Origin of the sequence: Halosimplex marinum (genome assembly GCF_051414075.1) — an archaeon.
Taxonomy (GTDB): Archaea; Halobacteriota; Halobacteria; order Halobacteriales; family Haloarculaceae; genus Halosimplex; species Halosimplex marinum.
Genome location: NZ_JBLKNY010000005.1, coordinates 170,279 through 195,052, shown reverse-complemented (window position 1 = coordinate 195,052; position 24,774 = coordinate 170,279). Strand labels below are relative to the sequence as shown.

Genomic DNA, 24,774 nt, shown 5'->3' with positions numbered 1-24,774 from the left:
ATATATCAGGACGCTGTGACGTATTGGGAAGATTTAAGTCTCGACTCGGGCACCGAACGGGTATGGTCGACCGGAAGCTCGTCGTCGCGGGGGCCGTCGCCGCGGTCGCAGTGCTCGCGGTCGGGGGGATCGCGGGCGCGATGCTGCTCGGCGGCGGGGGCGGTACCGGGACGCCGACGCCCGACGACGCGGACGGATCGGACGACGGGGGAGACGGCGACAGCGAGCCGGCGACGCCGACGGCGACTGCCGCCGCGAACGCGACCGCCAACGGGACCGCGACGAACGGAACCGGGAACGGGACGGCGACGGCCTTCCCGACGCTGACGCCCACGTCGGTGCCGACGCCGACCGCCACGGCGACGCCGACCGTCACGCCCACGCCGACGGCGGTCCCGACGCGGACGCCGATTCTTCCCCGGAAGTTCGAGGAGCGAGAGATCGAACTCGAACTCCGCCGCATGATCAACGACTGGCGGCGGGACAACGGGCTGGACCCATACAGGGAGGCGAACGGATCGCTCGTCAAACAGATAAACGAGATGTCGCTGAACCACAGCCGTGCGATGGCCGACCGAGACGAACTGGTCTACGAGACGCACGGCCTCACCGTCCCCCAGCGCTACATGGCGTTCAAACTCCTGGAGACGTGCAAGTTCAAGAAGGCGGGCGAGCACTACATCGTCTCGCCCCACAAACAGCAGTTCCAGGTGATCGACCGGAGCTACATCGGGCGCAACTACCAGGATAGCGGCGAGACGGTCTACCACGAGAACGAGACGGCGGTCGCCCGGGACATCTTCGAGACGTGGACGGGCAACCGGGTGTACGCCGAGGTGCTGAACTACCCCAACGCCAACCGCCTCGGCCTCGGCATCGAGATCACCGAGGACAACGAGGTGTGGGTGACCGGGAACATCTGCGGTTCCGGCGACACCTCGAACTGACCGGCGACGGTTCGACCGGTCGCGTTTTCGACCCGCTTCCGCGACCGGAACGCCGATAACGGAGAGGCGTCCAACGGACGAGTATGGTTCAGCTATCGCTCGTTTTACCCCGCCAGCCGGACGAACGCTGGCAACTCGCGAAGCAGATGGGCGTCGAACAGGCCGTCGTCCACCCGCTGGAGGTCGGCGACGACAAGACCCACTGGTCGTACGACGACCTGCTCGGGACGAAAAACTGGCTCGAAGACGCCGGCCTGCAGTTCGGCGTCCTGGAGGGGAGCGTCCCCATCAGCGACCGCGTCAGGCTCGGCCTCGATGGCCGCGACGAGGACATCGCGGAGTTCAAACAGTTCCTCCGGGACTGCGGCGACGTGGGCATTCCGGTTGTCTGCTACGACTGGATGGCCGGCGTCCGCTGGGCGCGCACCGAGGCCCATCTCGAATCCCGCGGCGGGTCGCTCACAACCGGCTACGACAACGCGAAGATGCGCACGGGCCCCGGTGAGGCCGCGGACGTGAGCCGCGAGCAGGTGTGGGAGGCCATCGAGTACTTCCTGGAGGAGGTCGTCCCCGTCGCGGAGGAGGCCGGCGTCAAACTCGGCCTGCACCCCGACGACCCGCCGCGCGAATCCGTGGGCGACATCCCCAGGATCGCAAACAGCGTCGAGAACTACGACCGCGTGCTCGACATCTACGACAGCGAGTACAACGGCGTCACGTTCTGCCAGGGCAACTTCGCGGCGATGGGCGTCGACGTCCCCGAGACGATCCGCCACTTCGGCGAGAGGATCAACTTCGCGCACTTCCGGGATATCGAGGGCGACGCCGACCGATTCGTCGAGACCTGGCACGACGACGGCCCGACGGACATGCAGGCGGCGATGGACGCCTACGTCGACGCCGGCTTCGACGGGCCGATGCGCCCCGACCACGTGCCGACGATGGCAGGCGAGGACAACTCGAACCCGGGCTACCACACCAAGGGTCGGCTGTTCGCGATCGGGTATATGCGTGGCCTCCTCGAATCCGCGGAGGGTGAGCGATGACCGTCGGCGCGGACTCCCCGACCCCCGAGCTCGTCGCCGATACGCACTGTCACACCGGCGAGGGCCCGCTCTACCACCCCGACGAGGAGGTCGTCTACTTCCTCGACATCCCCGAGGCCGACCTCTACCGCTACGACCCCGCTACGGGGTCCCACGAGCGCGTCCTCGACGCCGAGGGCGCGGTCGGCGGGTTCACGATCCAGGAGTCGGGCGACCTGCTGCTGTTCTGCGACGAGGGCCGGATCCAGCCGTGGAGTCCCGAGACGGGGCTGGGCGACCCGCTCGTGGCGTCGATCGACGGCGAGGAGGCGTCGCGGTTCAACGACGTGATCGCCGACCCGGAAGGACGGGTCTTCTGCGGGACGATGCCGAGCCCGGACGGCGAGCCCGGTACCCTCTACCGGCTCGACACGGACGGCTCGCTGTCGGTCGCCGTCGAAGACGCCCGCCTCTCGAACGGGCTCGGATTCACGCCGGACCGGGAGGGACTCTACTTCACCGAGACGGGGGCGAGCCGGATCTCCCGGTACAGCTACGACCGGACGACCGGCGAACTCTCCGACCGGGAGACGTTCCTCGACGCGAGCGACCTGGCGGGCCACCCCGACGGGATGACCGTCGACGCCCAGGGCTGTGTCTGGTCGGCGTTCTGGGACGGCGGCCGGATCGCCCGCTACGACCCCGACGGGACGGAACTGGAGCGAGTGGAGTTCCCGGCGAGGAAGGTCTCGGCGGTCACCTTCGGCGGCCCCGACTACGAGACCGCCTACGTGACGACCGCGCTCGGCCCCGGCGAGGGGCCGGCGGGCACCCGCGAGGAGGAGGGGTCCGGCGCCGGAGCGCTGTTCGCGGTCGACCTCGGCGTCGGGGGCGTCCCAGAGCACCGGTCGCGGGTCGAGTACTGACCGTCGACAGGGGAATCCCGGTCGGTCCGGCGACTTCGCTCGCGGTCGTCAGCGCTTACCGCCGACAAACGGCGGCTTACCGTTGCGTACCGTCGCGAGTGTTTTCCGCCGGCGGGGCGTCGGTCCGGCCATGGGCTCGTTTCTGGTCGTCTACGGGTCGAGCGAGGGACAGACCGCGAAGATCGCCGACCGGATCGCTGCGCGGCTACGCGACCGCGGCCACGAGGCGACGGCCGTCGACGCGGGCGCACTGGAGACCGACTACTCGCTGGAGGACTTCGACGCGGTCGTCGTCGGCTCGTCCATCCACGTCGGGAAACACCAGGCCTCCGTTCGGTCGTTCGTCGACGCGAACGCCGCGGAGCTGACGGCGCTCCCGACCGCGTTCTTCCAGGTGTCGCTGTCGTCGGTGGCCGACGACCCCGAGCGCCGTGCCGAGGCGGCCCGCTACGTCGACGAGTTCCTCGAAGACACCGGCTTTCACCCCGACCGGATCGCGCGGTTCGGCGGCGCGCTCCGCTACTCGAAGTACGGCTTCCTCAAGCGCCTGCTGATGAAGCGGATCGCCAGCGAGGCGACGGGCGACACCGACGCCTCCCGCGACTACGAGTACACCGACTGGGCGGAAGTCGAGGGGTTCACCGACGACTTCGCCGCGTTCGTCGAGGGACGGCTCGCGACGGCGCCGGACGGGCCGGGCTGAGGGTCTCCCTCTCCGTCGGTCACGACAACTCGGCCAGCCGTCCGCGAGCCGAGGCGTCGGCGGTCGCCAGCCGCTCCTGGCCGAACTGCTCGGCCGACAGCTGGCGCGTCCACAGCGCCCGCCGCACCGACCGCACCGACTCGGCGTCGCCCCGGAGCGCGACGCCGTCCGCCGACTCGACCACGTCGACCGCTTCCACACTGCGGGCCGCGCGCCTGAGTTCCGCGGTCGCGTCCGCTCCGATCCCGTCGATACCGTGTTCGATCTCCATACCGCAACTCAGGGCGTTCTCGGGGTATCGATGCTACCAAACTCGTTAGGTGCGTCCGAGAGCGGCGACAGGATAACAGATCGGGGGAGCGGCAACGGGCAAGTCGAACGCGGAGGATGGGTCAGTCGAACGACGGGGCGACCTCGCGCTCGAAGACCTCGCAGAAGGCGGTCTGGTCGGGGCTGGAGCTCTGGAAGACCACCTCGTCGAAGCCGGCGTCGACGTAGGCCGCGGCGGCGTCAACCAGGTCCCCCGGGTCGGTCGTGATCACGAACGTCTCCCGGAGTTCGGCCTCGCTCACGTCCTCGGCGTGTCTCTGGAGTTCGCGCGGGTCGGCCAGGTCCGCCTCGAACACCTCGGGTTTCAGCGTGAGCCGCCAGGGGAGACAGGGTTCGAGCGCCGCCCGGTCGGTCTCCGCGTAGGAGACGTGCAGGTGGACGGTCCTGTGTACGTCCTCCGGACGCTCGTTCCGGTCGGACTTGGCGACGCCGCGCTCGACGGCCGGGAACAGTTCCTCCCGGGCGGACTCGGGCGTCTCGTAGACGGTGACGAAGCCGTCGCCGAGGTCGCCGGCCATCCGCGCGGCCGTCGCGCCGTTACCCGCGACGTGGATCGGCGGCGCCGCGTCGGGGCCGGTGTAGAGGTTCGCGCCGTCGAGCGTCCAGAACTGCCCGTCGAAGTCGACGAACTCCTCGGCGAACAGCCGCCGGACGATCCGGATGGCCTCGGCCGTGCGGCGGGCGCGCTCGCCGTAGCCCGGCCAGTCGTGGCCCAGCGGCGACTCGTTGAGCGCCTCGCCCGTCCCGAGGCCGAGGAACACGCGGTCGGGGTAGAGTTCGGCGAGCGTGGCGAGCCGGTGGGCGACGTTCGCGGGGTGGTAGCGGTTGATGACCGCGGTCACGCCGGTTCCCATCCGGATGTCGTCGGTGCGTTCGAGCGCCGCGGGGAGCCACTCCCAGCAGTTGCCGCCGTGGGCGGGCGAGCCGTCGCCCAGCCGGTCGAACCACGGGTGGAAGTGGTCGTTGACCCAGGCGCTGTCGAAGCCCGCGCGCTCGGCCCGCTCGACCTGTTCGAGGCAGTCCGCGGGCGAGAACTCCTCCAGCGACGCGAAGTAGCCGAACTCGACCATACCGACACGGGCGCCCGCGGCGGGCTTAATCGCTTGGGACGGTCGCAGGGGCGGGCCGGGGGCGACCGGCCCCGAAACGTTGTTCTTAAGAGTGCAACGCGAGACGTTTCCGGTATGAGTAACGAGTCCGAGGCCGACGAGGCCGAGCAGGACGCAGCCGACGAGACAGCCGCGGACGCCGACGAGGCGGCCGACGCCGAGACCGAGGAACAGACCGAGTCCGAGGCAGAGGCCGAGGGACTCCAGCACGGCGACTTCATCGAACTGGACTACACCGCCCGCACCGTCGAGGGCGGCGACCTGGTCGACACGACCGACCCCGACGTGGCCGAGGAGGAGGGCGTCGGCGAGGACCAGGAGTTCGGTCCGCGCACGATCGTCCTCGGCGAGGGCCACGTCTTCGACGCCGTCGAGGAGGACATCGTCGGCAGCGAGGTCGGCGACACCGGCACCGTGACCGTCCCCGCCGAGGAGGCGTTCGGCGAGTTCGACGAGGACGAGGTCCGCACCATCAGCGCCGACCGCATCCCCGAGGACGACCGCTACCCCGGCGCCCACGTCGACATCGACGGCGAGCACGGCCACGTCAACACCATCATCGGCGGCCGCGCCCGCGTCGACTTCAACCACCCGCTCGCCGGCGAGGACATCGAGTACGAGTGGGAGGTCCTCTCCGAGGTCGAGGACCGCGAGGAGCGCGCGAGCGCGCTGCTCGACGTGTTCCTCGACATGGAGCTGGACGTGTGGTTCGAGACCGACACCGTCGAGGAGGAACAGCTCGTCGAATCTGACGACGAGGACGAGGACGACGAGGAGAGCGAACCCGAGTACGAGACCGTCGAGGTGGAGAAGGAGACGCTGTACATCGAGGCGACGCCCCAGCTGACGATGAACCAGCAGTGGATGATGGGCAAACAGCAGATCGCCCAGCAGCTCACCGACCTGCTCGACATCGACCGCATCATCGTCCAGGAGGAGCTCGGCGGCGGCATGGGCATGATGGGCGGCATGGGCGGCATGATGGGCGGCATGGGCGGCGGCGGTGGCGACCTCGAAGAGGCGCTGGAGGACGAGGACATCGACGCCGAGGAGATCGTCGACGAGCTCGAAGGCGCCGAGGAGTAACCGACCCGCTTCCTCTAGTCTCGACCGCGCTTTCCCGGTCAGCCGTCGCCTTCGGCGTCCGGCTGTCGCCCGTCGAGCACCGCGTTGCAGCTGTTGACGAACTGGCCGAGCCCCTGGGCCACCTCGCGGTCGAGCGAGACGACGACGCCGCTTTCGGCAGACTCGCGGAAGTGGAGGACGGCGGCGCGGTCGTGCAGTTCCACGGTCGCCTGCGTCTCGCCGAGGCGGTCGTACTGGTCGGCGGGGACGATCGATTCGTCCGCTCGCGCCCGGTCGGTGATCGCCCCGAGCGCCTGTTTCAGGTCGCCGGTCGCCACGTCGTCGCGCAGATAGAGCGCCTCCCACCCCTCGGCGTCGTAGCGGACCGCCCCCCGAAACGCGTCGCTGGCTCGGCTGTGGACCAGCTGGAGGAGCGGCTGGTACCGTTCGTCGGGCATACCGTCACTATCGTGACAGAGCGGTTTCAATCTGTGGGCCGGGTCGCGCAGACCCGCGGATCACGGTATCGGCTCCGCCAGCCGAACGGACGGTACCGTCCCCGGCCGATCCGCCGCGGGCGACCTAATACACCTTCGAGACGGCGATACCCACATCTTTACCGGACGGCTCGCGTACTCGGGATATGACTCTCGAAGACGACTCCCTGGAGTACCACCGGGCGGACCCGCCCGGCAAGATCGAGATACGGACGACCAAGTCGACGAGCACTCAGCGCGACCTCAGCCTGGCGTACTCGCCGGGCGTCGCCGGCCCCTGCCGGGCCATCGACGAGGACCCCGAGGACGCCTATCAGTACACCGCGAAGGGCAACCTCGTCGGGGTGGTCTCGGACGGGTCGGCCGTCCTCGGGCTGGGCGACATCGGGCCCCAGGCCTCCAAGCCCGTCATGGAGGGGAAGGGCGTCCTGTTCAAACGGTTCGCGGACATCGACGTGTTCGACATCGAGGTCGACCACACCGAGCCCGACGAGTTCGTCGACGCGGTGGCGGGCATGGAGTCGACCTTCGGCGGGATCAACCTGGAGGACATCGCGGCGCCGAAGTGTTTCGTCATCGAGGAGCGACTGCGCGAGCGGATGGACATCCCCGTGTTCCACGACGACCAGCACGGCACCGCCATCATCTCCGGCGCCGCGCTGATCAACGCCGCGGAGATCAGCGGGAAGGACCTCGAAACCCTGGAGGTTACCTTCGCCGGGGCGGGCGCGGCGGCCATCGCGACGGCGAAGTTCTACATCTCGCTGGGGGTCCGGAAGGAGAACGTTACGATGGTCGACATCGACGGGATCCTGACGACCGAGCGGGCCGAGGCCGGCGACCTCAACGAGTACAACCGCGAGTTCGCCAGCGACGTGCCCGAGGGGGACCTAGCGGACGCGATGGTCGGCGCGGATATGCTCGTCGGCCTCTCGGCGGGCGGGATCGTCGACCCGGAGATGGTTCGGTCGATGGCCGCGGACCCGATCATCTTCGCGATGGCCAACCCCGAGCCGGAGATCGGCTACGAGGAGGCCAAAGCGGCCCGCGACGACACGGTCATCATGGCGACCGGACGCTCGGACTACCCCAACCAGGTGAACAACGTGCTGGGGTTCCCGTTCCTGTTCCGCGGGGCGCTGGACGTTCGCGCGACGGAGATCAACGAGGCGATGAAGGTCGCAGCGGCCGAGGCGCTGGCCGACCTGGCGAAGCGGGACGTGCCCGACGCCGTCCGGCGCGCCTACGGCGACCAGCCGTTGCAGTTCGGCCCCGAGTACATCATCCCGAAGCCGCTCGACACGCGCGTGCTCTTCGAGGTCGCCCCCGCCGTCGCGGAGGCCGCCATGGAGTCGGGCGCCGCCCGCGAGAGCGTCGACTCCGACACCTACGTCGAGCGGCTGGAGGCCCGGCTGGGCAAGTCCCGCGAGATGATGCGGATCGTCCTGAACAAGGCCAAGACCGACCCACAGCGGGTCGCCCTCGCGGAGGGCGCCAACGAGAAGATCATCCGGGCAGCCCACCAGATGGAGGAAGAGGGGATCGCAGAGCCGGTCCTGGTCGGCAACCGGACGACCGTCGAGCGGAAGGTCGACGGGCTGAACCTCGACTTCGACCCCGAAGTCGTCGATCCGGGGGCCGGCGAGTACGAGGAGTACGTCGACCGCCTCTACGAGTTGCGCCAGCGGAAGGGCATGACCCGCAAGGAGGCGGCGGAGGTCGTCCGCGACGACGACTACTTCGCGTCGGTGATGGTGGAACGCGGCGACGCCGACGTGATGCTGACCGGGCTGACCCACCACTACCCGTCCGCCCTGCGCCCCCCGCTGCAGGTCATCGGCACCGAGGACGGCGTCGACCACGCCGCCGGCGTCTACATGCTATCCTTCGAGAACCGGGTCGTGTTCGTCGCCGACGCGACGGTCAACCAGGACCCCGACGAGGCGACGCTGGCGGAGGTGACCCGCCACGCCGCGGGGGTCGCCCGCCGGTTCGACGTGGAGCCGCGGGCGGCGCTGCTGTCGTACTCGGACTTCGGGAGCGTCGACAACGAGGGGACGCGCAAGCCCCGCAACGCGGCGAAGCGACTCCGAGAGGACCCGACTGTGGACTTCCCGGTCGACGGGGAGATGCAGGCCGACACAGCCGTCGTCGAGGACCTGCTCGTCGGCGACTACGAGTTCGCGGAGATCGACGAGCCGGCGAACGTGCTCGTGCTCCCCAACCTCGAAGCGGGCAACATCGTCTACAAGCTCCTCCAGCGGCTCGGCGGCGCGGAGGCCGTCGGCCCGATGCTCGCCGGGATGGCCGAGCCCGTCCACGTCCTCCAGCGCGACGACGAGGTGAAAGACATCATCAACCTGGCGGCCGTGGCGACCCTCGACGCGCAGGGGTCCGACGGGCCCTGACTTAGCGTTCGTCCGACCGGCCGCGGAAACCAGCGGAATCGTCGTCGACTCGAACGTTTTTCCGGCCGGTCGCCGTCGAGTCGACCATGCCCACAGTCGGAGTCATCGGCGTCGGGTACATCGGGAAGACGTTTCTCGACCGGCTGGCCGACACCGAGTACGACACCGTCGCATACGACGTGGACGAGTCACAGGTCGAAGCGGCGACCGAGCGCGGCGCGACCGCCGCCGAGAGCCCCGCGGACGCGACGCGCGATTCGGAGTTCCTCGTCCTCGCGCTCCCCGGGACCCCGGAGGTCGAGGCGGTGATGGAGAGTTCGGACGGCGTCCTCAGCGCGCTCTCGGCGGGTCAGACAGTCGTCGACGCGACGACGACGCACCCGGACACGTCCCGCGAGTGCGAACGGTGGTGCGAGGAGCGCGACGCCGCGTTCGTCGAGGCGCCGATCACCCGCGCGGCGCCCCGCGACGGCGCGCACGTGATGGTCGGCGGGACCGACGACGCCTACGAGTCGGCCCGCGAACTGGTCGAGGTCCTGAGCGACGACCACCTCCACGTCGGCCCGGCCGGGAAAGCGACGGTCCTCAAGCTCGCGTTGCAGATGCGCTACGCGGGGCAGAACGCACTCGACGCGGAGATCGTCGAGTTCACGCGGGACAACGGCGTCGACCCCGCCCACCTCCGCGACTTCTTCGGCATGGACGTGTGGGAGAACTACCTCGACCGCGAGTTCGCCCAGGACATCGAGGGGCTCGGCGGGCTCGCGATCTGGCACAAGGACATCGGCTACGCCCGCGACGTGGCCCGGGAAAACGGGACGGCGCTACCGATCAACGCGGCCGTCCACGAGGCGTACAAAGCGACCGTCCGCCGCGCAGGTTCCGACGAGGGCCACGCCGCGACACTCCTGCGGTACTGGGAACTGCTCAACGACGCCGCCGAGCGGGAGTTCCAGCCCGCGGGGGACTGAGAAGAGGGTCGCCCCGTCAGTCCTCCTCCAGCGTGAAGTCGGGTTCGAGCCCGGCCTTCTCGTAGAGCTGTCGGCGGTACTCCCGGTCGTCGGCCTGCTCGCGGCGGGCGGCGTCGGCCACCTCGTGAGCGTGCTCGCGCGGGACGACCACGACGCCGTCGCCGTCCGCGACGATCACGTCGTCGGTGCGGATCTGCGCGCCCCCGACGTTGACGGGGACGTGCGTGTCGTCGAGTTCGGCGCGGCCCGGGATGATAGTCTTGTTGCGGTCCTTCGCGTAGACCGGCGTCCCCTGCTTGACGATCTCGTCGGTGTCGCGGGGGCCGCCGTTGGTGACGACGCCGACGGCGCCCTCGCCGTCCCAGTCCAGGGAGTTCGCCGACCCGATGATCCCCACGTCCATCTCGTGCGACTCGACGACGACCACGTCGCCCTCCCGGATATCGTCGGGTTCGCCCGAGAGGTCGCCGTACCACTCGTCGCGCCACTCGGTCGTCGTCTCGAAGTCCCGCTCGTCCTGTGCGGGCAGGTCCCGGGGCCGGCGAGCGGGGAGGAATCGGACGGTGTTGGCGAAGCCGACGAAGCGGTGGGAGAACTCCTCGAAGTCGCGGTGGAGCGGTTCGATATCGGAGTCGAGGCGATTCACGTCGTGGAACCCCAGGAAGTCCATCCCGTCGGTCACGTCGGGCACCCGGAGGCCCTCGAAGGCGTCGAGCAGTTCGGCGCGTTCCTCCTCGGAGAGCGGTCTGTCGGCCATGGCCGCGCTTCCGGCGGTCCCCTCATAGTGGCTGGGGTGGCGGTCGGACGTTCCGCGAGTCGGGCCGCGCCCCGGCGTCAGACCGAGACGCCGACCTCGTCGGCCACGCTCCGGACGTGGTCGGCCGCCCGCTCGTATTCCTCGGGGCCGTCGAGGTGTTCGAGCATGACCGGCAGGTCGTCGTCGAGGTCGTCCAGCGCCCGCAGTAGCGCGCGGTAGTCGAGGTTCCCCTCGCCGGGGGGCACCTCCGAGAGGTGGACGATGGGGTCGTCGCCCATCGCCACGTCCTTGAGGTGGACACACTGGATCCGCTCGCCCAGTTCGTCGACGAACGCCTCGATCAGGCCCGTGGTGTCGGCGTAGCGGCGCGGCGAGGCGACGAGGTTGACGGGGTCGAAGTGGACGGCGAAGGCGTCGCGGTCGACCGCATCGAGCAGTCGGCGGTAGCTCCCGACGGAGTCGGGCACCATCGCCGGCATCGCTTCGAGCGTGTAGCTGGCCGAATCGGGGTCCACGGTGTCGATGATCTCCTGCACCGAGTCGACGACCAGATCGAAGGTCGCCTCGTCGAAGTTCGCGGGGTGCGGGCCCGCCCACGAGTCGCCGCGGGAGCCGGCGACGTTGACGGCGCAGTTCGCGCCGATGGCGTCAGCGAGTTCGAGGTGTCGGGCGCAGGCCGCGACGGCCTCCTCGCGCTCGTCGGGGTCGGGGCTGACCGGGTTCACGCCCCACGCGCCGAGCTCGGCGATCTCCACGTCCGCCTCCGCGGCGGCTTCGCGATAGGCGCGGACGGTCTCGGGCTCCGCGCCCGGTTCGACCGGGCAGTAGGCCGCCCGGTAGCCGAGGTCGTCCAGCGCGTCGATCCACTCCGCCGGCGTGTCGTAGTCCGCGAAGACCGGACCTCCGAGTCGCATACCGACGGGTTCCGCGCGGAGCCCGATACCGCTGGCGGAGCGGGCAGTCCGCTCCGGTAGCCCGCCGGGCGACCGGGCAGCCGAAATCGTTCGGTCGACGGCCGCCGACCCAGTCTGTGAATCGAACATGTTCGGGAACACTGATAGTCCTCGCGGCGCGTAAGGATCGGATATGCCGCGGGCCAACCTGGAGATCACGGTGCCGGACTCGGTGTGGATCGGCGAGTTGTCGCGCGAGTATCCGGACGCGCAGTTCGAGATCCTGACCGTGTTTCCGAAAGAGGAGGGCGGGGTAGCGCTAGCGGAGATCGCCGCCGACGACATCGAGGAGATCGTTCTCGCGATGGACGAGTACGACGAGGTGACGAACACGGACTTCCTCCAGCGGACGGCCGAGACCGGGCTCGTGCAGTTCGAGACCTCGAACCCGGTCCTCCTGCTCCCGGTGCGCAACGCCGGGACGCCGCTGGAACTGCCGTTCACGGTCGTCGACGGGAGCGTCGAGTGGGAGGTCACGGCGCCGCGCGACCGGCTCTCGACGCTGGGCGACCAGCTCCGGCAGTTCGGCATCGAGTTCGAGGTCATGGCCGTCCGTCAGGAGATGGAGACCGAGCAGTTGCTGACGCCCAAACAGCTCCGGCTCGTCCAGACGGCCGTCGAGGAGGGGTACTACGACACGCCCCGGGAGTGTACGCTCACGGAACTGGCCGACGAGGCCGACATCGCCAAGTCGACCTGCAGCGAGACGCTCCACCGCGCCGAGGAGAAGATCGTCAAGGAGTTCGTCGACGAGACCGACCCCGTCGACGAGCGTACGCCCGCGATGCGCGCATAGATCTCTCCGCCGCGTTCGCCTCTCCGTTTCCGTATTCCCGCGCGCCTCGCCTGCACGAGTGTTCAGTAAAGGTGACGGCTGTGGCAGTGAACGGTGCGGTGCGGTCGGCGCGCGCTGGAGCGCGCTTTCATGCGCGCGACGACACCGCGCGAGGGATGAGCGAGCGAGCGAAGCGAGAGAGCGAATCGGCTGGGGAGGTATGTGGCCGTCTGCGGTGCTGTGGAGTTGCGGTTCCTGGCGACTGAAAGGGCGAGGCGCGCTCGCGTTTATATAGTCGTCTGAGCGGGCACTATCCGCGCGGGCGGTGCGGAGAGCGCGGATATCCCGCTCAGCGACCGCGAGCGCGCCGAGGGCTTTCAACACTTGCTGTCGAGAGCGACCACATTCATCTCACTTCCTTCCACACAGGACCGACCAAAAATAACTGATACACTCGCACCACGAACCGAACGCCCTCTCTCACGAACGCCGCGCCAGCAATCGGCCACCGACGACCAGCGGCGCGACGATCCAGGCGCCCAGACCGACCAGCAACGCGGGCGTCGAGACGGCGGTGGTCGCCAGCACCGCCCCGACGCCGCCGCCGCTGGTCGGGACCAGCGATAGGACGACCAACCTGAGCACGTCGGCGGGGTTGCCGACGACCAGCGCGGAGAGGAGCCAGCCCGGCGGGTCCAGCGCGACCACGACGCCCAGCGCGGCCAGGTCGTAGACCAGCACGAACAGCGCCCACGCGAGCAAGGCGCCGCCGAGCGCGCGGGCCTTCTCGGTCGTCGCCGCCGAGATGCAGACCCCGAGCGACAGGAACGCGGTGCCGACGGTCACGGCGGTCACCAGGTAGTGCAGGTACGCCGGCAGGACCGCCGGGCCGAATCGGGTGAGGACGACCACCGCGCCGGCACCGAGTCCCAGCGCCATCCCGACGGCGAGCGTCGCGGCGCGGCCGAGGTACTTGCCGACCAGCAGCTCGGTGCGGTCGAGCGGCACGGACAGCAGCAGTTCGAGCGTGCCGCGCTCGTCGGCGCCCACGACGGCGCCGTAACCGAGCGCGAGCGCCGCCAGCGGGACGAGGTACACCGACAGCTCGGCGAGGGTCACCAGCAGCGCGCCGGCGCCGCTCGGGCCGGTCGCCGTCCCCGCCAGCCCGACGACGGCCAGCGAGAAGGCGCCGAACAGCGCCGCCAGCCCGTAGGTCCACCGAGCGCGGGAGAGCACCCGGTACTCCCGGCGGGCGACGCCGAGCACCTGCCGCACACGGCCGACCGAGAGCGATTCCGTGGTCGTCATCGTCGCGTGTGCGGTCGATCCGCCGTCGGGCCGGGCCTCGTCGGAGCGGCCGTCCGTTTCGCCGGGACGCTCGTCCGCCCCGGGGTGCTCCTCCGGCGCGGCCCCGGACACCCTCGCGGCGTCGTCGCGGTCGCCGGCGCTCATCGGTCCGCACCTCCGGGCGCGATGGCGTCGCGGACCGCCGTCTCCAGGTCCGGTTCGTCGACACCGACGGACTGGGGGTCGGTCTCGACGACCGCCGCGAGCGCGTCGGTCGCCGCGTCGGGGTCGACCGCGAGTTCGAGCGACTGCTCCCCGGCGGAGATGTCCGGGTTAAGGTCACCCCCGTCGTCCCCGAGCGCCGCCCGGACCGACTCCGTGGCCGCCGCGACGGCGTCGGAATCCCCGTACTCGGCGGTGACGGTCACCTCGTCGCCGGCCGCGCGGGTCACCGCCTCGACGGTCCCGACCGACCGCAGCCGTCCGTCGTCGAGGACGGCGACGCGGTCACAGAGCGCCTCGACCTCGCTGAGGACGTGCGTGCTGAGCACGACCGTCACGTCCCGCTCCGCCCGCACGCGCTCGACGACGCGGTTGAACGCGTCGACGCCGGCGGGATCCAGCCCGGCGGTCGGCTCGTCCAGCAGGAGCACGTCGGGATCCCCGAGCAGCGCCACCGCGAGGCCGAGCCGGCGGTTCATCCCGTTGGAGTAGCCGCCGACCGGGCGGTCGCCCGCGTCGGAGAGGCCGACGACCGACAGCAGCGTGTCGACGTGCGGCGCATCGACGCCGCGCATGTCCGCGTAGTACCCCAGCACCTCCTCGCCGGTCAGGGCGGGCTGGAACCCCGCGTCCTCGGGCAGGTAGCCGACCCGCTCGCGGACGCGGGTGCCGTCGGTCGGGTCGACGCCCGCGACGCGGACCGTCCCCGCGTCGGGGGCCTCGTGGCCGACGAGCAGCCGGAACAGCGTGGTCTTGCCCGCGCCGTTCGTGCCGACGAGGCCGAGCGATGCGCCCGAGGGGACGGACAGCGAGACGCCCGCAAGGGCGTCGACGCCGTCGTACCGTTTCGTGACGTCAGTGGTCTCGATCATAGTAGTCCCTCCAGTCGTGGGGCGGTTCGGCGAGCGGCCGGTGGTCGACGATGCCGGGCGCCTCGACCACCGGCAGCGTCCGCTCGGCGAGGCGGACGACCTCGAAGGCGGGACTGCCGGTGAAGACGCTCGCCTTCGGGTGCTCGCCGGTGAGGTGCTGGACCATCCCGGCCGGGCGGTATCGCGTCTCGCCCACGCCGTCGCCGTCCACGTCGCGGACGCCGGCGCCGGCCCAGTAGTTGCCCGCCGACTCGTTCCAGGCGACCTGCTCGCCCACGTCGGCCCGCACCTGCACGCGGTTGCGGACGAACGTGTTGTGGTGGACCGACTCGCGGACGCTCCCCGCCGAGAGGTGGACGCCCGCGCCGTTGCCGGCCACGAGGTTGCGAGCGATCTCGTTGTCCAGCGAGTTGTAGACGAACAGGCCGTTCCCGTTGCCGACGACGTGGTTGTCCCGGACGGTCGTGTGGTCGATGCTCTTCAGCAGGATGCCGTGGCCGCTCTGTCCGGTGTTGTTCACGGCGGTGTTGTGCAGAATTTCCAGGCCCTCCGAGAGCATCAGCGCGTAGCCGGCGTCGTTGCCGACGGCGGTGTTGTTCACCAGCCGGCAGTCGTTGGAGTACATGTAGTGGACGCCGTACCGGAGGTCCCACAGCGTGTTGTTGCGCGCCTCCACGCGGTCGGCCCACGAGTAGTAGATGCCGTCGCGGGCGTCGGTGATCCGGTTGTCCGCCACGTAGGCGTCGGCCGTCTCGTAGAGCTGGATGCCGTTGCCGCGGTCGCTCCGCGAGGCGATCTCGTCGCGGCCGACGACGGTGTTGTCGACGAGCCGTACGTCTGCGACGCTGTCGACCCAGATCCCGAAGGTCGTGTCCGTGATCCGGCTGTCGCGCACGGTGACGCCCGCGCCGTCGACCCACACGGCGGCGTCGTTGTCCTCGGTCGCGTAGCCGGCGTTGCGGACCCACACCCCGTCGAGGGTGACCCCCGAGGCGTTCAGCGCGAGCGCGTCGCCCTCGCCGGGACCGTCGACGACCGCCATCCGTCCATCGGTCCCGGTCCGGTCGCCGTCGCTTGCGGTCGTCGCGCTCGCCCCGTCCGCCGAGTCGTCCGCGCCGCGGATCGTCACGTTCGGGGTCTCGACGACGACCGTCGCCTCGGGGTCGAACCGGCCCCGGAGTTCGACGGTGTCGCCCGGTTCGGCCGCGTCGAGCGCCGGACGGAGCGCGTCGAACTGTTCGCCGTCGACGGTGGCCACGCCGGGCTCGTCGGTCGCCTCGAAGTCGTAGGTATCGGGCACGCCCGGGTCGAACGCGATGTCCTCGCCCGCGGGCGCCGCGTCGGTCGGGACTGCGACGACCGTCCCGGCGGCCGCGACCAGCAGGGCGGCGGCGACGGCGGCCAGCGCCGCGTCGGCGGACGGTCGTCCCACGGCTCAGTCACCCCCGCTGGCGCCCGTGCCCTCACCGGCGCTCGGGCTCCCGCTGGCGCCCGGGCCGCCGTGTCCGGAGTCGGACGCGCCGTCGCCCTCGCGGTCGTCCCACTCGTCGTCGCCGACGGTGTGCTCGTCGAGCCACTCGCGCCCCCTCTCGATCCGGCCGGCGACCCGGTCGGGCAGGTCGCCGAACGTCGCAGGCGTGTCGCGGTAGTAGAAGGCCACGACGAGCAGGCCGATGGCGAGGCCGGTGAGGTAGGCGCCCGCGCCGAACCGCGAGCGGCTGGTGATGTTCGCCACCTCGTAGCTGCCCCACAGCGGCGGGGTGAACCCGTCGACGCCCATGACCGGCGCGTCCGGGTCGAGGTGGTGGCCGGCCTGGTAGAGCCGGTACTGGATGTCCGCCAGCATGACCGTCAACACCGTTACCGAGCCGACCAGCTGGTAGGTCAGCCCCTTCTTCAGCCGGTCGGTGTCGGGCGCGAAGGCGACGAACAGCCCCGCGGCTGCGACGGCGGCGAACGCCAGCGGCCCGAGCGACCACTCCGGCACGTCGACCGCGTAGGGGTGGGGCTCGTAGTTCGGCGGCCAGATCACCGGGTCCGGGTAGTAGAACCCGATGTACTTGTTCAGCGCCGCCATCTCCTCGTAGTCCCCGCCGATGAACGGGTAGGCGTGCAGGTGCAGGTGCAGCGTCGTATCGGGGTACTGCACCGCGTTGACCGCGATGTGCCACATCGGCAGGACCGGTGCGATCACGAGCATGACCGCTGCGACGACGGGCAAACCGCGCCGCAGCTCGGTGAACTCGCGGAGGTCGGGTGGTTCGTAGTTCATGGGTGTCACCGCGTTATCGTGGGTCGTTTTGTTGGGTCGGCGTCGGTTCGGTACGCCGGATGCGTCGTGGTTCCGGCACGGGTCGGCGTCCGTCGCGGGTCGGTTGGCGAGCGATGCCTCGGAAGAAGCCGCCGGGCGGTGAAACCCGCGCGGCTCGGAGCGGTCGGCGGGCGGTTCGGTCGGTTTCTCGCGCTGTTCGGCCGGTTACTCGCGCGGTTCGACGATCATCCGCGAGCGCATCTCCAGGTGCAGGGCGCTACAGAAGTACGTGCAGTAGATCCAGTAGACGCCCGGGTCGTCGGCGGTGAAGGTGACCTCGCGAGTGTCCTGCGGGGCGACGGCGAGGTTCACGTCGTGTTCGGGGATGGCGACGCCGTGGATGATGTCGCGGACACCCTCGACGTTCGTCACCGTCATGCGCACCTCGTCGCCCTCCTTGACGGTGAAGTCGTACATCCCGTACTCCGAGCGCTTCGAGGAGGCCTTGACGTGGACCGACTGCTCGCCGGTCCGCTCGACGCCGGAGTTCTCGGCGGTGACGAACGGCTTCTCGCCCTCGTAGTCCTCCTTGTCCCAGGTCGTCGCGGGGTCGATCTTGTCCCGGTGGGCGAACACGCAGTCGTGCGGCTCGGGGTAGGCCGGGTGGTCGGCGACGATCTCCATCTCCTTCTCGCCGTCGCCGATGTGGATGAGCTGGTCGTTGTCGGGGTGGATCGGCCCGACCGGCAGGAACCGGTCCTTCGAGAGCTTGTTCAGCGAGACGAGCCACTCCCCGTCGGGGTCGGTCGTCATCGCCTCCAGCGCCTGGATGTGCCCGGGGTTGTAGTGGACGTCCTGCTTCTCCAGAACGGGTTCGGTCGACCCGTTCTCGGCCTCGACCGCCGCCTCGATGTCCCACTTGGCGACCTGCGAGTCGATGAACAGGCTCGTGTAGGCGTGGCCGTTGCCGTCGAAGGTCGTGTGCAGCGGCCCCAGCCCGACCTTCGGGCGACCCGCCACCGCGTCGGTCGGGTCGTCGACCTCGTCGATCCGGTCGAGGTCGAGCATCGTCACCGTCGGCGAGAGCTTGCCGGCGATGAAGGCGTACTTGCCGTCGGGGCCGACCTCGACGCAGTGGGGCGACTTCGGCGTCGAGACGTAGCGGACGATCGGGTCGTCGCCGGAGTTCAGGTCGCTCTCGCGGGTCCCGTCGACGACCGGGACGCCGTTGACCTCCTCGTAGTCGCCGTTCTCGACGGCCGCCTCGATGGCGGGGATGTCGAAGACCTTCGCGTAGTCGCGGTCGTCGCGGGTCATCCCCTGGATGTCGGTCGCCTCCTCGGAGTTGTAACAGGAGGCGATGGCCCACCGACCCTCCTTGCCGGTGTCGACGATGTCGAGGTTGCCGTCGACCTTGACCTGCCAGGCCGTCTCCATCGACTCCGGATCGACTGCGGAGAACAGCGCCGTGTACTCGTCGGGGTTGTTCACGTCGCGGCCGTCGTTGGGCAGCGGCGTCCGGAACTCGCCGTTGCCCAGCACGTACTTCGTGTCCGGCGAGAGCACCGCCGTGCCGTGGACGGCCTGGACGTTCGGCACGTCCACGATGGCGTCCGTCTCGAAGTACTTGAGGTTGACACGGGCGATGCGGCCGTTGGCCTTGTCGTTGACGTAGAGGTACTCGCCGTCGTAGTCGCCGTCCGTCTCGGAGAGGTTCGGATGGTGGTTGTCGCCCCAGGTGTAGTCGCCCGCCTGCTCCAGCATCTCGCTGGTCTGGTCGTCGTAGCCGTAGCCGCGGGCGCCCTCCGTGTTGAACACGGGGATCCGCTGGAGCTCGCGCATCGACGGGATGCCGATGACGCGGATCTCCCCGGAGTGGCCGCCCGACCAGAAGCCGTAGTACTCGTCTTTCTCGCCCGGCGGGACGAAGTGACCGTGGCTCGCGGACGCGCCCTGCGAGCCGCCCCCGCCGCCGCCGTCACCGCCGTCGGCGGGCGTCTTGCCCTCGGGCAGCGCCGTCTGACAGCCCGCGAACGCGCCGGCCGCGCTCGCCACCCCCGCCGCGGCGCCGGCCTTCATGAAGTCCCGGCGGTCCAGCTCCAGGCCCGCCAGCTCCATCGAGAAGCCGCCGTCCTCGTCGTCGAGTTCCGCCGGGTCCTCCACGTTCTGGAGGAGGTCGTTGATCCGCTGTTCGTGTTCCGCGACCAGTGCCTCGGCGTCGTCCGTGTCGCTGGCGTCGTTCATGTTAGACCACCTTGACGTAGCCGACCATCCCGTTCAGCTCGTGAGGGATGCAGTAGTACTCGTACGTGCCCGTCGTCTCGAACGTGTGTTCGTACGATTCGCCGCCGGGGACGTTCCCCTCCTGGCCGTTGCTGTAGCCGTCGGAGGCGGCGCTCTGTGACTCGAAGCCTCCGGACGCGAAGTACGTCGCGCCGTCGGGGATCCCGTCCTCGTAGGCCGTGACGGTGTGACCGATGTTGCCGGTGTTCTCGAAGGTCACCGTCGTCCCGGCCGACACCTGGATCCGCTTGGGCTCGTAGGCGAGCTGGTCGGTCATCTCGACCGTGCTCGCCTGGGTCCACTCGCCGCCGGACCCGCCGTCGCCGCCGCTGTCGGCGGTGGGCGTCGGCGTCGCCTCGTCGGCGCTGCCGTCGCCGCCGTCGCCGCCAGCGTCGGACGATTCGCCCGGCGCGGCCGAACAGCCGGCGACCGCCCCGCCGGCGAGCGCCGCGCCCGTCAGCCGCAGTATCCGTCGCCGCGTTGGATCGGAACTGGTCATCGACACCCGCAACTCGTCGCCTCACACTCATATACCGTCGAGCGCGTTCCCGACCCCCCGGAACCACGGCGAATCGATTCGGCTGCCACTCATAAATCCCCCATAGCCGGGGGCCCGGCCGGCGTGCGACAGCCACCACCACACTGACCGGAGAGAGACGAGTTTTTATACCCCGAGTGCAATCTCCCGAGTGCGACGCGCGGTCGTCGCGGGCTCCGTTGGTGTAGTCCGGCCAATCATTTCGGCCTTTCGAGCCGATGACCTGGGTTCAAATCCCAGACGGAGCATCCCACCGTTTTCCCGCGTTTCGATGGCGCGGTCATCGGCTCTCCGCGGTTCGAGGCCCGCCTTCGAAATCAAGCACCACCGGAATGGGGTGGCCCGTCCAAGCGCACCCGGTGACCACGACGGATGGACCCGAACGCCGAGCGGCGGACCTACTACCCCGAGGAGGAGAACGTGCCCCTGAGCGAGGCCGTCCGCGAGGCGGTCATCGCCCACGAGAGCGCGTCGGTGAACGGCGATGAGTTCCGCCTCTACGAACACGTCGAGCCCGACGCGCTGGACTCGCTGTTCCGGGACGGCGCCGACGTCGGCGTGTCGGTTCGGATCCGGCTGCCGGACGTGACCGTGAGCATCTGGGGCGACGGCGGCGTCGACATCCGGGTGACGGACGGGATCGACTGATACGGATTATTGCAAGCGTTTCCCGGGTCGACCGCACGCAGTCGTGCGGTCGATCCCGGACTGTCTTGCAATAATCCGTATGACCGGCCGGCCGGACGGACCGTGGGGCGCGTCGGGAGCCGCTACCGCTGGGAGCCCCGGAGGATGAGCGGGCCGATGGCGAGTGTCCGTTTGGCGACGACCGCGATCCGGACGATGTAGGCGACGAACAGCAGGAACGGCACGAGCGAGGCGGTGAACCCGGCGCCGACGACCCAGAGGACGTTGGCGACCCCGAGCGTCCGCCCCGGAACCGGTCCGCTGCCGACGAACGCGAGCAGCGACCCGGCGACGACCAGTGCGGGGACCGACGCGTAGAGGATGTACTGCGAGAGGTCGACGAGCGCCCACTGGAAGTACAGCGTCTTGACGTGCTCGCGGGCCGGGCCGAACATCGTCAGCGTCGTCCGGAGGTCCGCGAGCCGGCCCTCGATCTCCTCGTCGATCGCCGCTTCGTGGTCCGAGCCGATGCGCTCGACCTGGAAGATCTTCCAGGCGTAGTTGAAGTTCAGCGCGGCGAACAGCACGTCGAACGTGCCGAAGGTCGCCCCGTCGAGCTGGTCGCGGACCTCGTCGGCGTTGCCGGTGACGCTGTCGGTGAACTCGTCGACTTCGCTGCGCAGGTCCTCGTCGTCGCTGCCGGCGACGGCGTCCCGGAGCGCCTTCGCCCGGCGCTGGACCGCGTTCACGTGCTCGCGCAGGAACGCCGAGGGGTCGACCGGGACGGGCTCGTCGTACATCTCCCCCACGTAGTCGCGGAAGTCCATCGTGTTGCTCATCCGCTGGTGCTGGTCGCCCAGCGGCCCGTTCTCCTGGGAGATGACGAGCTGGCTGATCGTCACGACCAGGGTCGTCCCCGTGATGATCGCCCCGAGCATCGTCGAGAACAGCGCCCCCTTCGTGTCGCCGCTCTGGAGCGTCGCGACGAACCCGCCGACGCTGCTCCCCACCGCCACGAACGTGAGGAAGACCAGCGCTGCGAGCACGCCCGTGACGTGCAGCCGGTTGGCCTTCAGCAGCAACCACAGCTTGAGCCGGCTCTCGTCGGCCCGCTCGCGCATCGTGTTCGCGGTCGAGATGTCCGTGTCGCCCGAGGTGTCGATCTCGGTGTCGGATTCGGCGGGGGCCGTCTCGGCGCCGTCGCCTTCCGAGTCCGCCCCGCCGCTCATGACTGGTCGGCCGGTCGCTTGAAGACGAGCAGCTTCGTCCCGCCGCCGACGTAGTCGACCGTCCCGACGAGCTCCCACCCCTCGGCGCCCAGGTCGTTCAGTTCGTCCGCCGGGTCGGTCGCCTCTTTCTTGGTCTCGCCTCGGGGCGGTTCGAGGGTCTCGTACTCCCAGGCGTCCGGATCGCCGGCCATACCGTCCCGTCGTGGGGCCCGGGCAAAAGCCCGGAGCCTGCAAGCTCCCGCTCGGGCGTCGGTCAGGTGTCCGGCCCCGGGCCGGGCGAACCGGGAGCCGCCCGTCAGGAGTCGCGGTTCCACTCCACTTCGGTCACGTCGTCGGTCTCACGGAGGATGAACGGGCCGATCGAGAGGGTGTGCTGGGTCACCGTCGCGATCCGCATGACGTACGCGAGCAAGATTAGAAACGGCACGACTGCGACGGTGGCTGCGACCGCCATGACGAGCGCCAGCGTCTCGACGCCGAAGACGGTCGCGCTGTACGTGGCGTCGTTGAAGAAGATGATCATGACCGCCGACACCAGCAGCGCCGGCACCGACGCCACGAGGATCTGCCGCGAGAGGTTGATCAGCTCCCACTGGAAGTACAGCGTCTTGAAGTGCTCGCGCGCGGGGCCGAACAGCTGCAACACCTCGATCAGCGCGTCGAGCGCCTCGGTGCGCTCCTCGTCGAGCTCGTCGCCGTACTGTTCGCGGATCCGCCGGGCGGTGAAGATCTTCCAGGAGTAGTTGAAGTTCAGCGCCGAGGAGATCACGTCGAACTCGCCGAACCGGGCGTCGTCCAGTCCCGACGAGACCCCCTCGGCGTTCTCGACGAGGCTGTCGGTCAGGTCGGCGATCTCCGAGGCGACCTCGCCGTCGTCCGACTCGGGGACCGCCTCGCGAAGTTCCTCGGCGCGGTCGCCCGACACCTGGACGAGCGCGCGGAGGAACTGGGCGGGTCGGGAGGGGCTGACCGCCGACTGGATCACCTCGGCCGCGTCCGCGCGGAACTCCATGGCGCCCTCCATGCGCTCGCGCTGGTCCTTCACGGCGCCCAGTTCCTGAGAGAGGACGAGCTGGTTCAGCGTCAACACGAGCGTGACGCCGGTGATCGTCGCGGTGAGAAAGCCCTGGAACAGCGTGTCGACGGAGTCGCTCGTCCGGATTGCGTTCTCGGCCGTCGGGTAGAGATAGCCCGCACCGGCCAACACGAGGAAGACGAGGACCACCAGGATCCCCGTCACGAGCCAGCGGTCGGCCTCGAGGAGGACCCACAGCTTCCACCGGCTCTGGTCGGCCCGCTCGCGCAAGCGGTCGCTCGGCGCGTCCCCGTCCCCTGCCATGCGACCGGGTACTCGCGGCGGTCGGGAAAAGACACCGGTCGCGTCACCGCATGACGCGGCACGAGCGTCGGTCGGCCGAGCCGACCCGGACCGCGTGCGCGGCCGGGCCCGGGCGACGACTTACGCGTGTTCGAGCCGGTAGGGCCAGTAGTCGGCCTCGCGCAGCGCCGCGCCGACGGCCTTGTGGAAGTCCGGGAAGTCCGCGAACTCCTCCTGGTCGACGTGTTCGAAGATCTCCGAGACGCTGACGACCGTCTCGTAGTCGATGCGGATCGGGTCGTCGCCGAACTCGGAGACGAACTCCGACTGCGTGAGCGGGAAGTCCTCGCCCTCGTCGATCTTCTTGGCGAGCACCGCCTGCCCGTACTTGCGGCGCCCCTCGCTCCCCTCGTCGCCGTCGGGGTCGTGCGGCCAGTCCATACCCGAACGTGTGGACGAATCACGCAAAAGGATTTCTCTCTCCGCGCGCCCTGGGTCGTATCGACGGGAAGACACTTACCGTCGGCCGACGACGGCTCGCCCATGCGTCCGGCCGCCATCTACGGCCTCCTCGCCCTCCTGCTGGTCGTCGCCGGGTTCGCGATACCGGCGGCGATCCCCGACTACCGCTACGAGTATACCGTCGAGCAAGGGTTCAGAGATCCGGTCACGGCCAGTGGCGACATCGACCCCGTGCCGTATCCCGATCTCTCCGACCCCGAGCAGAGCGTCTTCGACGAGGGCCTCAACCGCACCGACCCGGTCCACCGCTCGACCCCGGTGAACGGCTCCCACTTCGTCACTGGCGAAGACCAGGTCGGCTACGGCGAGAACCGCGAGGCCGTCCGGTACCGCGGCGAGAACTACACCGTCGTCGGCAACGAGATCCGTCCGCAGTTCGGACTCCGGTACTGGGGGAAACCGCTGTTGGTCGGTCTCGGGGCGCTAATCGGCGCGCTCACGGCGCTCGGCGTCGTCGCCGGGCGAGTGGTCGACCGGATCGGCTGAGAGAGCGTCCCGGACTGGGACAAGACAGTTATCCCGTGGCGAAGTGGATGGGTCCATGCCAGGCGCACGCATCGCGAGCGGCGAGCGCGTCACGCTCCGCTCCGTCGAGACCGAAGACGTGCCGTTTCTGCAGCGCGCGAGTGCGAACCCCGAGATCCGCTACCCGCTCGGGACTCCGTTGCGGAACCGCGAGGCGATCGACGCGGACGACGAGGACGGAACGGACCGCCTGCTGGTCTGCCTCGACGGCGAGGACGCCGGCCCGGGCCGACCGGACGACGAGGAGACCCGCCGGATCGGCGTCGTGAGCGTCGAGTGCATCGACTACCGCCGGCCGGAACTGGGATACTGGCTGGTCCCCGAGGTCCACGGCCAGGGGTACGGCACGGAGGCCGTCAGACTCGCGATCGACTACGTGTTCCGGTCGTACGACAAGCCGGCCGTCGGGGCGGGCGCGTTCGACCACAACGACGCCTCGCGGGGCCTGCTGGAGTCGCTCGGATTCGTCGAGGAGGGACGACGCCGGAAGTTCATGTTCGTCGACGGCGCCCACCGCGACATGGTCCAGTACGGCCTGCTGCGCGGTGAGTGGCGCGACGAGTGAGGTGGGGCCCGTGGTCCCTACGCGACAGACCGTCGTCGGTGGCGTGTCGCGATCGGGGCGCTTAATCGG

26 protein-coding genes and 1 tRNA gene are annotated in these 24,774 nt (G+C 69.7%); 12 read left to right on the top strand and 15 right to left on the bottom strand.

Features of this window, described 5'->3' with window-relative positions:
• The first annotated feature begins 62 nt into the window (after positions 1–62).
• The 4 genes from ACMGFI_RS14300 to ACMGFI_RS14285 all read left to right on the top strand — a co-directional run bounded on the left by ACMGFI_RS14300 (position 63) and on the right by ACMGFI_RS14285 (position 3,601).
• Entirely contained in the window at positions 63–947 is an 885-nt protein-coding gene (locus ACMGFI_RS14300; protein ID WP_436910493.1) for a spore germination YkwD domain-containing protein, read from the top strand.
• Between the two features lie 83 nt (positions 948–1,030).
• Positions 1,031–1,993, top strand: coding sequence for a mannonate dehydratase (locus tag ACMGFI_RS14295; protein ID WP_436910492.1), 963 nt, complete (start codon positions 1,031–1,033; stop codon positions 1,991–1,993).
• A complete protein-coding gene (locus tag ACMGFI_RS14290; RefSeq protein WP_436910491.1) occupies positions 1,990–2,898 on the top strand; it encodes an SMP-30/gluconolactonase/LRE family protein in 909 nt (302 codons plus the stop codon). The genes ACMGFI_RS14295 and ACMGFI_RS14290 overlap by 4 nt, the downstream gene beginning before the upstream one ends.
• Before the next feature lie 130 nt (positions 2,899–3,028).
• On the top strand, positions 3,029–3,601 hold the full coding sequence (locus tag ACMGFI_RS14285; protein ID WP_436910490.1) for a flavodoxin domain-containing protein: 573 nt from the start codon (positions 3,029–3,031) through the stop codon (positions 3,599–3,601).
• A 19-nt stretch (positions 3,602–3,620) separates the two neighbouring features.
• On the opposite strand, the gene ACMGFI_RS14280 is transcribed toward ACMGFI_RS14285, so the two are convergent.
• Positions 3,621–3,872 carry a hypothetical protein gene (locus ACMGFI_RS14280; RefSeq protein ID WP_436910489.1) on the bottom strand — a complete coding sequence of 84 codons (252 nt, stop codon included), beginning with the start codon at positions 3,870–3,872 and terminating at the stop codon, positions 3,621–3,623.
• Between the two features lie 121 nt (positions 3,873–3,993).
• Positions 3,994–5,001: a TIGR03557 family F420-dependent LLM class oxidoreductase gene (locus tag ACMGFI_RS14275; RefSeq protein ID WP_436910488.1), complete on the bottom strand. Its 1,008-nt coding sequence runs from the start codon at positions 4,999–5,001 to the stop codon at positions 3,994–3,996.
• A gap of 114 nt (positions 5,002–5,115) precedes the next feature.
• Between ACMGFI_RS14275 and ACMGFI_RS14270 the strand changes: the two genes are divergently transcribed.
• Complete coding sequence (locus ACMGFI_RS14270; RefSeq protein WP_436910487.1) at positions 5,116–6,126, top strand: FKBP-type peptidyl-prolyl cis-trans isomerase; 1,011 nt, start codon at positions 5,116–5,118, stop codon at positions 6,124–6,126.
• A gap of 38 nt (positions 6,127–6,164) precedes the next feature.
• Here ACMGFI_RS14270 and ACMGFI_RS14265 read toward each other — a convergent pair whose 3' ends face one another.
• Positions 6,165–6,563 carry a DUF7522 family protein gene (locus tag ACMGFI_RS14265; RefSeq protein ID WP_436910486.1) on the bottom strand — a complete coding sequence of 133 codons (399 nt, stop codon included), beginning with the start codon at positions 6,561–6,563 and terminating at the stop codon, positions 6,165–6,167.
• Positions 6,564–6,748: 185 nt separating this feature from the next.
• Between ACMGFI_RS14265 and ACMGFI_RS14260 the strand changes: the two genes are divergently transcribed.
• Positions 6,749–9,010 carry an NADP-dependent malic enzyme gene (locus ACMGFI_RS14260; protein ID WP_436910485.1) on the top strand — a complete coding sequence of 754 codons (2,262 nt, stop codon included), beginning with the start codon at positions 6,749–6,751 and terminating at the stop codon, positions 9,008–9,010.
• An 86-nt stretch (positions 9,011–9,096) separates the two neighbouring features.
• Positions 9,097–9,981 (top strand): NAD(P)-dependent oxidoreductase, encoded by an 885-nt coding sequence (locus ACMGFI_RS14255; protein WP_436910484.1) that lies wholly within the window; start codon positions 9,097–9,099, stop codon positions 9,979–9,981.
• A 16-nt stretch (positions 9,982–9,997) separates the two neighbouring features.
• On the opposite strand, the gene ACMGFI_RS14250 is transcribed toward ACMGFI_RS14255, so the two are convergent.
• Entirely contained in the window at positions 9,998–10,738 is a 741-nt protein-coding gene (locus ACMGFI_RS14250) for an RraA family protein (RefSeq protein ID WP_436910483.1), read from the bottom strand.
• Between the two features lie 77 nt (positions 10,739–10,815).
• Entirely contained in the window at positions 10,816–11,652 is an 837-nt protein-coding gene (locus ACMGFI_RS14245; protein WP_436910482.1) for a sugar phosphate isomerase/epimerase family protein, read from the bottom strand.
• Positions 11,653–11,824: 172 nt separating this feature from the next.
• Between ACMGFI_RS14245 and ACMGFI_RS14240 the strand changes: the two genes are divergently transcribed.
• Positions 11,825–12,487: a helix-turn-helix domain-containing protein gene (locus ACMGFI_RS14240; protein WP_436910481.1), complete on the top strand. Its 663-nt coding sequence runs from the start codon at positions 11,825–11,827 to the stop codon at positions 12,485–12,487.
• A 459-nt stretch (positions 12,488–12,946) separates the two neighbouring features.
• On the opposite strand, the gene ACMGFI_RS14235 is transcribed toward ACMGFI_RS14240, so the two are convergent.
• The 6 genes from ACMGFI_RS14235 to ACMGFI_RS14210 all read right to left on the bottom strand — a co-directional run bounded on the left by ACMGFI_RS14235 (position 12,947) and on the right by ACMGFI_RS14210 (position 19,880).
• Entirely contained in the window at positions 12,947–13,918 is a 972-nt protein-coding gene (locus ACMGFI_RS14235; protein ID WP_436910480.1) for an ABC transporter permease, read from the bottom strand.
• Positions 13,915–14,847, bottom strand: coding sequence for an ABC transporter ATP-binding protein (locus ACMGFI_RS14230; protein WP_436910479.1), 933 nt, complete (start codon positions 14,845–14,847; stop codon positions 13,915–13,917). Before ACMGFI_RS14230 ends, ACMGFI_RS14235 begins: the two co-directional genes overlap by 4 nt.
• Complete coding sequence (gene nosD / locus ACMGFI_RS14225) at positions 14,831–16,279, bottom strand: nitrous oxide reductase family maturation protein NosD (RefSeq protein ID WP_436910478.1); 1,449 nt, start codon at positions 16,277–16,279, stop codon at positions 14,831–14,833. Before nosD ends, ACMGFI_RS14230 begins: the two co-directional genes overlap by 17 nt.
• 3 nt (positions 16,280–16,282) lie before the next feature.
• Positions 16,283–17,119: a hypothetical protein gene (locus ACMGFI_RS14220; RefSeq protein ID WP_436910477.1), complete on the bottom strand. Its 837-nt coding sequence runs from the start codon at positions 17,117–17,119 to the stop codon at positions 16,283–16,285.
• A 204-nt stretch (positions 17,120–17,323) separates the two neighbouring features.
• Positions 17,324–19,342, bottom strand: coding sequence for a TAT-dependent nitrous-oxide reductase (nosZ, locus tag ACMGFI_RS14215; protein WP_436910476.1), 2,019 nt, complete (start codon positions 19,340–19,342; stop codon positions 17,324–17,326).
• Position 19,343: 1 nt separating this feature from the next.
• Positions 19,344–19,880 (bottom strand): plastocyanin/azurin family copper-binding protein, encoded by a 537-nt coding sequence (locus ACMGFI_RS14210; protein WP_436910475.1) that lies wholly within the window; start codon positions 19,878–19,880, stop codon positions 19,344–19,346.
• A gap of 212 nt (positions 19,881–20,092) precedes the next feature.
• On the opposite strand from ACMGFI_RS14210, the gene ACMGFI_RS14205 reads away from it, so the two are divergent.
• Together ACMGFI_RS14205 and ACMGFI_RS14200 are read left to right on the top strand one after the other, a co-directional pair.
• Positions 20,093–20,167 (top strand) — tRNA-Glu (locus tag ACMGFI_RS14205).
• A 124-nt stretch (positions 20,168–20,291) separates the two neighbouring features.
• Entirely contained in the window at positions 20,292–20,567 is a 276-nt protein-coding gene (locus ACMGFI_RS14200; RefSeq protein ID WP_436910474.1) for a HalOD1 output domain-containing protein, read from the top strand.
• Between the two features lie 122 nt (positions 20,568–20,689).
• Here ACMGFI_RS14200 and ACMGFI_RS14195 read toward each other — a convergent pair whose 3' ends face one another.
• From ACMGFI_RS14195 to ACMGFI_RS14180, 4 genes are all read right to left on the bottom strand, one after another.
• Positions 20,690–21,775 (bottom strand): DUF7972 family membrane protein, encoded by a 1,086-nt coding sequence (locus tag ACMGFI_RS14195; RefSeq protein ID WP_436910473.1) that lies wholly within the window; start codon positions 21,773–21,775, stop codon positions 20,690–20,692.
• Positions 21,772–21,966, bottom strand: coding sequence for a Sp36 family protein (sp36, locus tag ACMGFI_RS14190; RefSeq protein WP_436910472.1), 195 nt, complete (start codon positions 21,964–21,966; stop codon positions 21,772–21,774). The genes ACMGFI_RS14195 and sp36 overlap by 4 nt, the downstream gene beginning before the upstream one ends.
• Before the next feature lie 104 nt (positions 21,967–22,070).
• On the bottom strand, positions 22,071–23,114 hold the full coding sequence (locus tag ACMGFI_RS14185; protein WP_436910471.1) for a DUF7972 family membrane protein: 1,044 nt from the start codon (positions 23,112–23,114) through the stop codon (positions 22,071–22,073).
• Positions 23,115–23,234: 120 nt separating this feature from the next.
• Positions 23,235–23,534, bottom strand: coding sequence for a DUF5785 family protein (locus ACMGFI_RS14180; protein WP_436910470.1), 300 nt, complete (start codon positions 23,532–23,534; stop codon positions 23,235–23,237).
• A gap of 102 nt (positions 23,535–23,636) precedes the next feature.
• Here ACMGFI_RS14180 and ACMGFI_RS14175 point away from each other — a divergent pair, with 102 nt between their 5' ends.
• Entirely contained in the window at positions 23,637–24,101 is a 465-nt protein-coding gene (locus ACMGFI_RS14175) for a hypothetical protein (protein WP_436910469.1), read from the top strand.
• Between the two features lie 55 nt (positions 24,102–24,156).
• Positions 24,157–24,705 (top strand): GNAT family N-acetyltransferase, encoded by a 549-nt coding sequence (locus ACMGFI_RS14170; protein ID WP_436910468.1) that lies wholly within the window; start codon positions 24,157–24,159, stop codon positions 24,703–24,705.
• Positions 24,706–24,774: the final 69 nt, after the last annotated feature.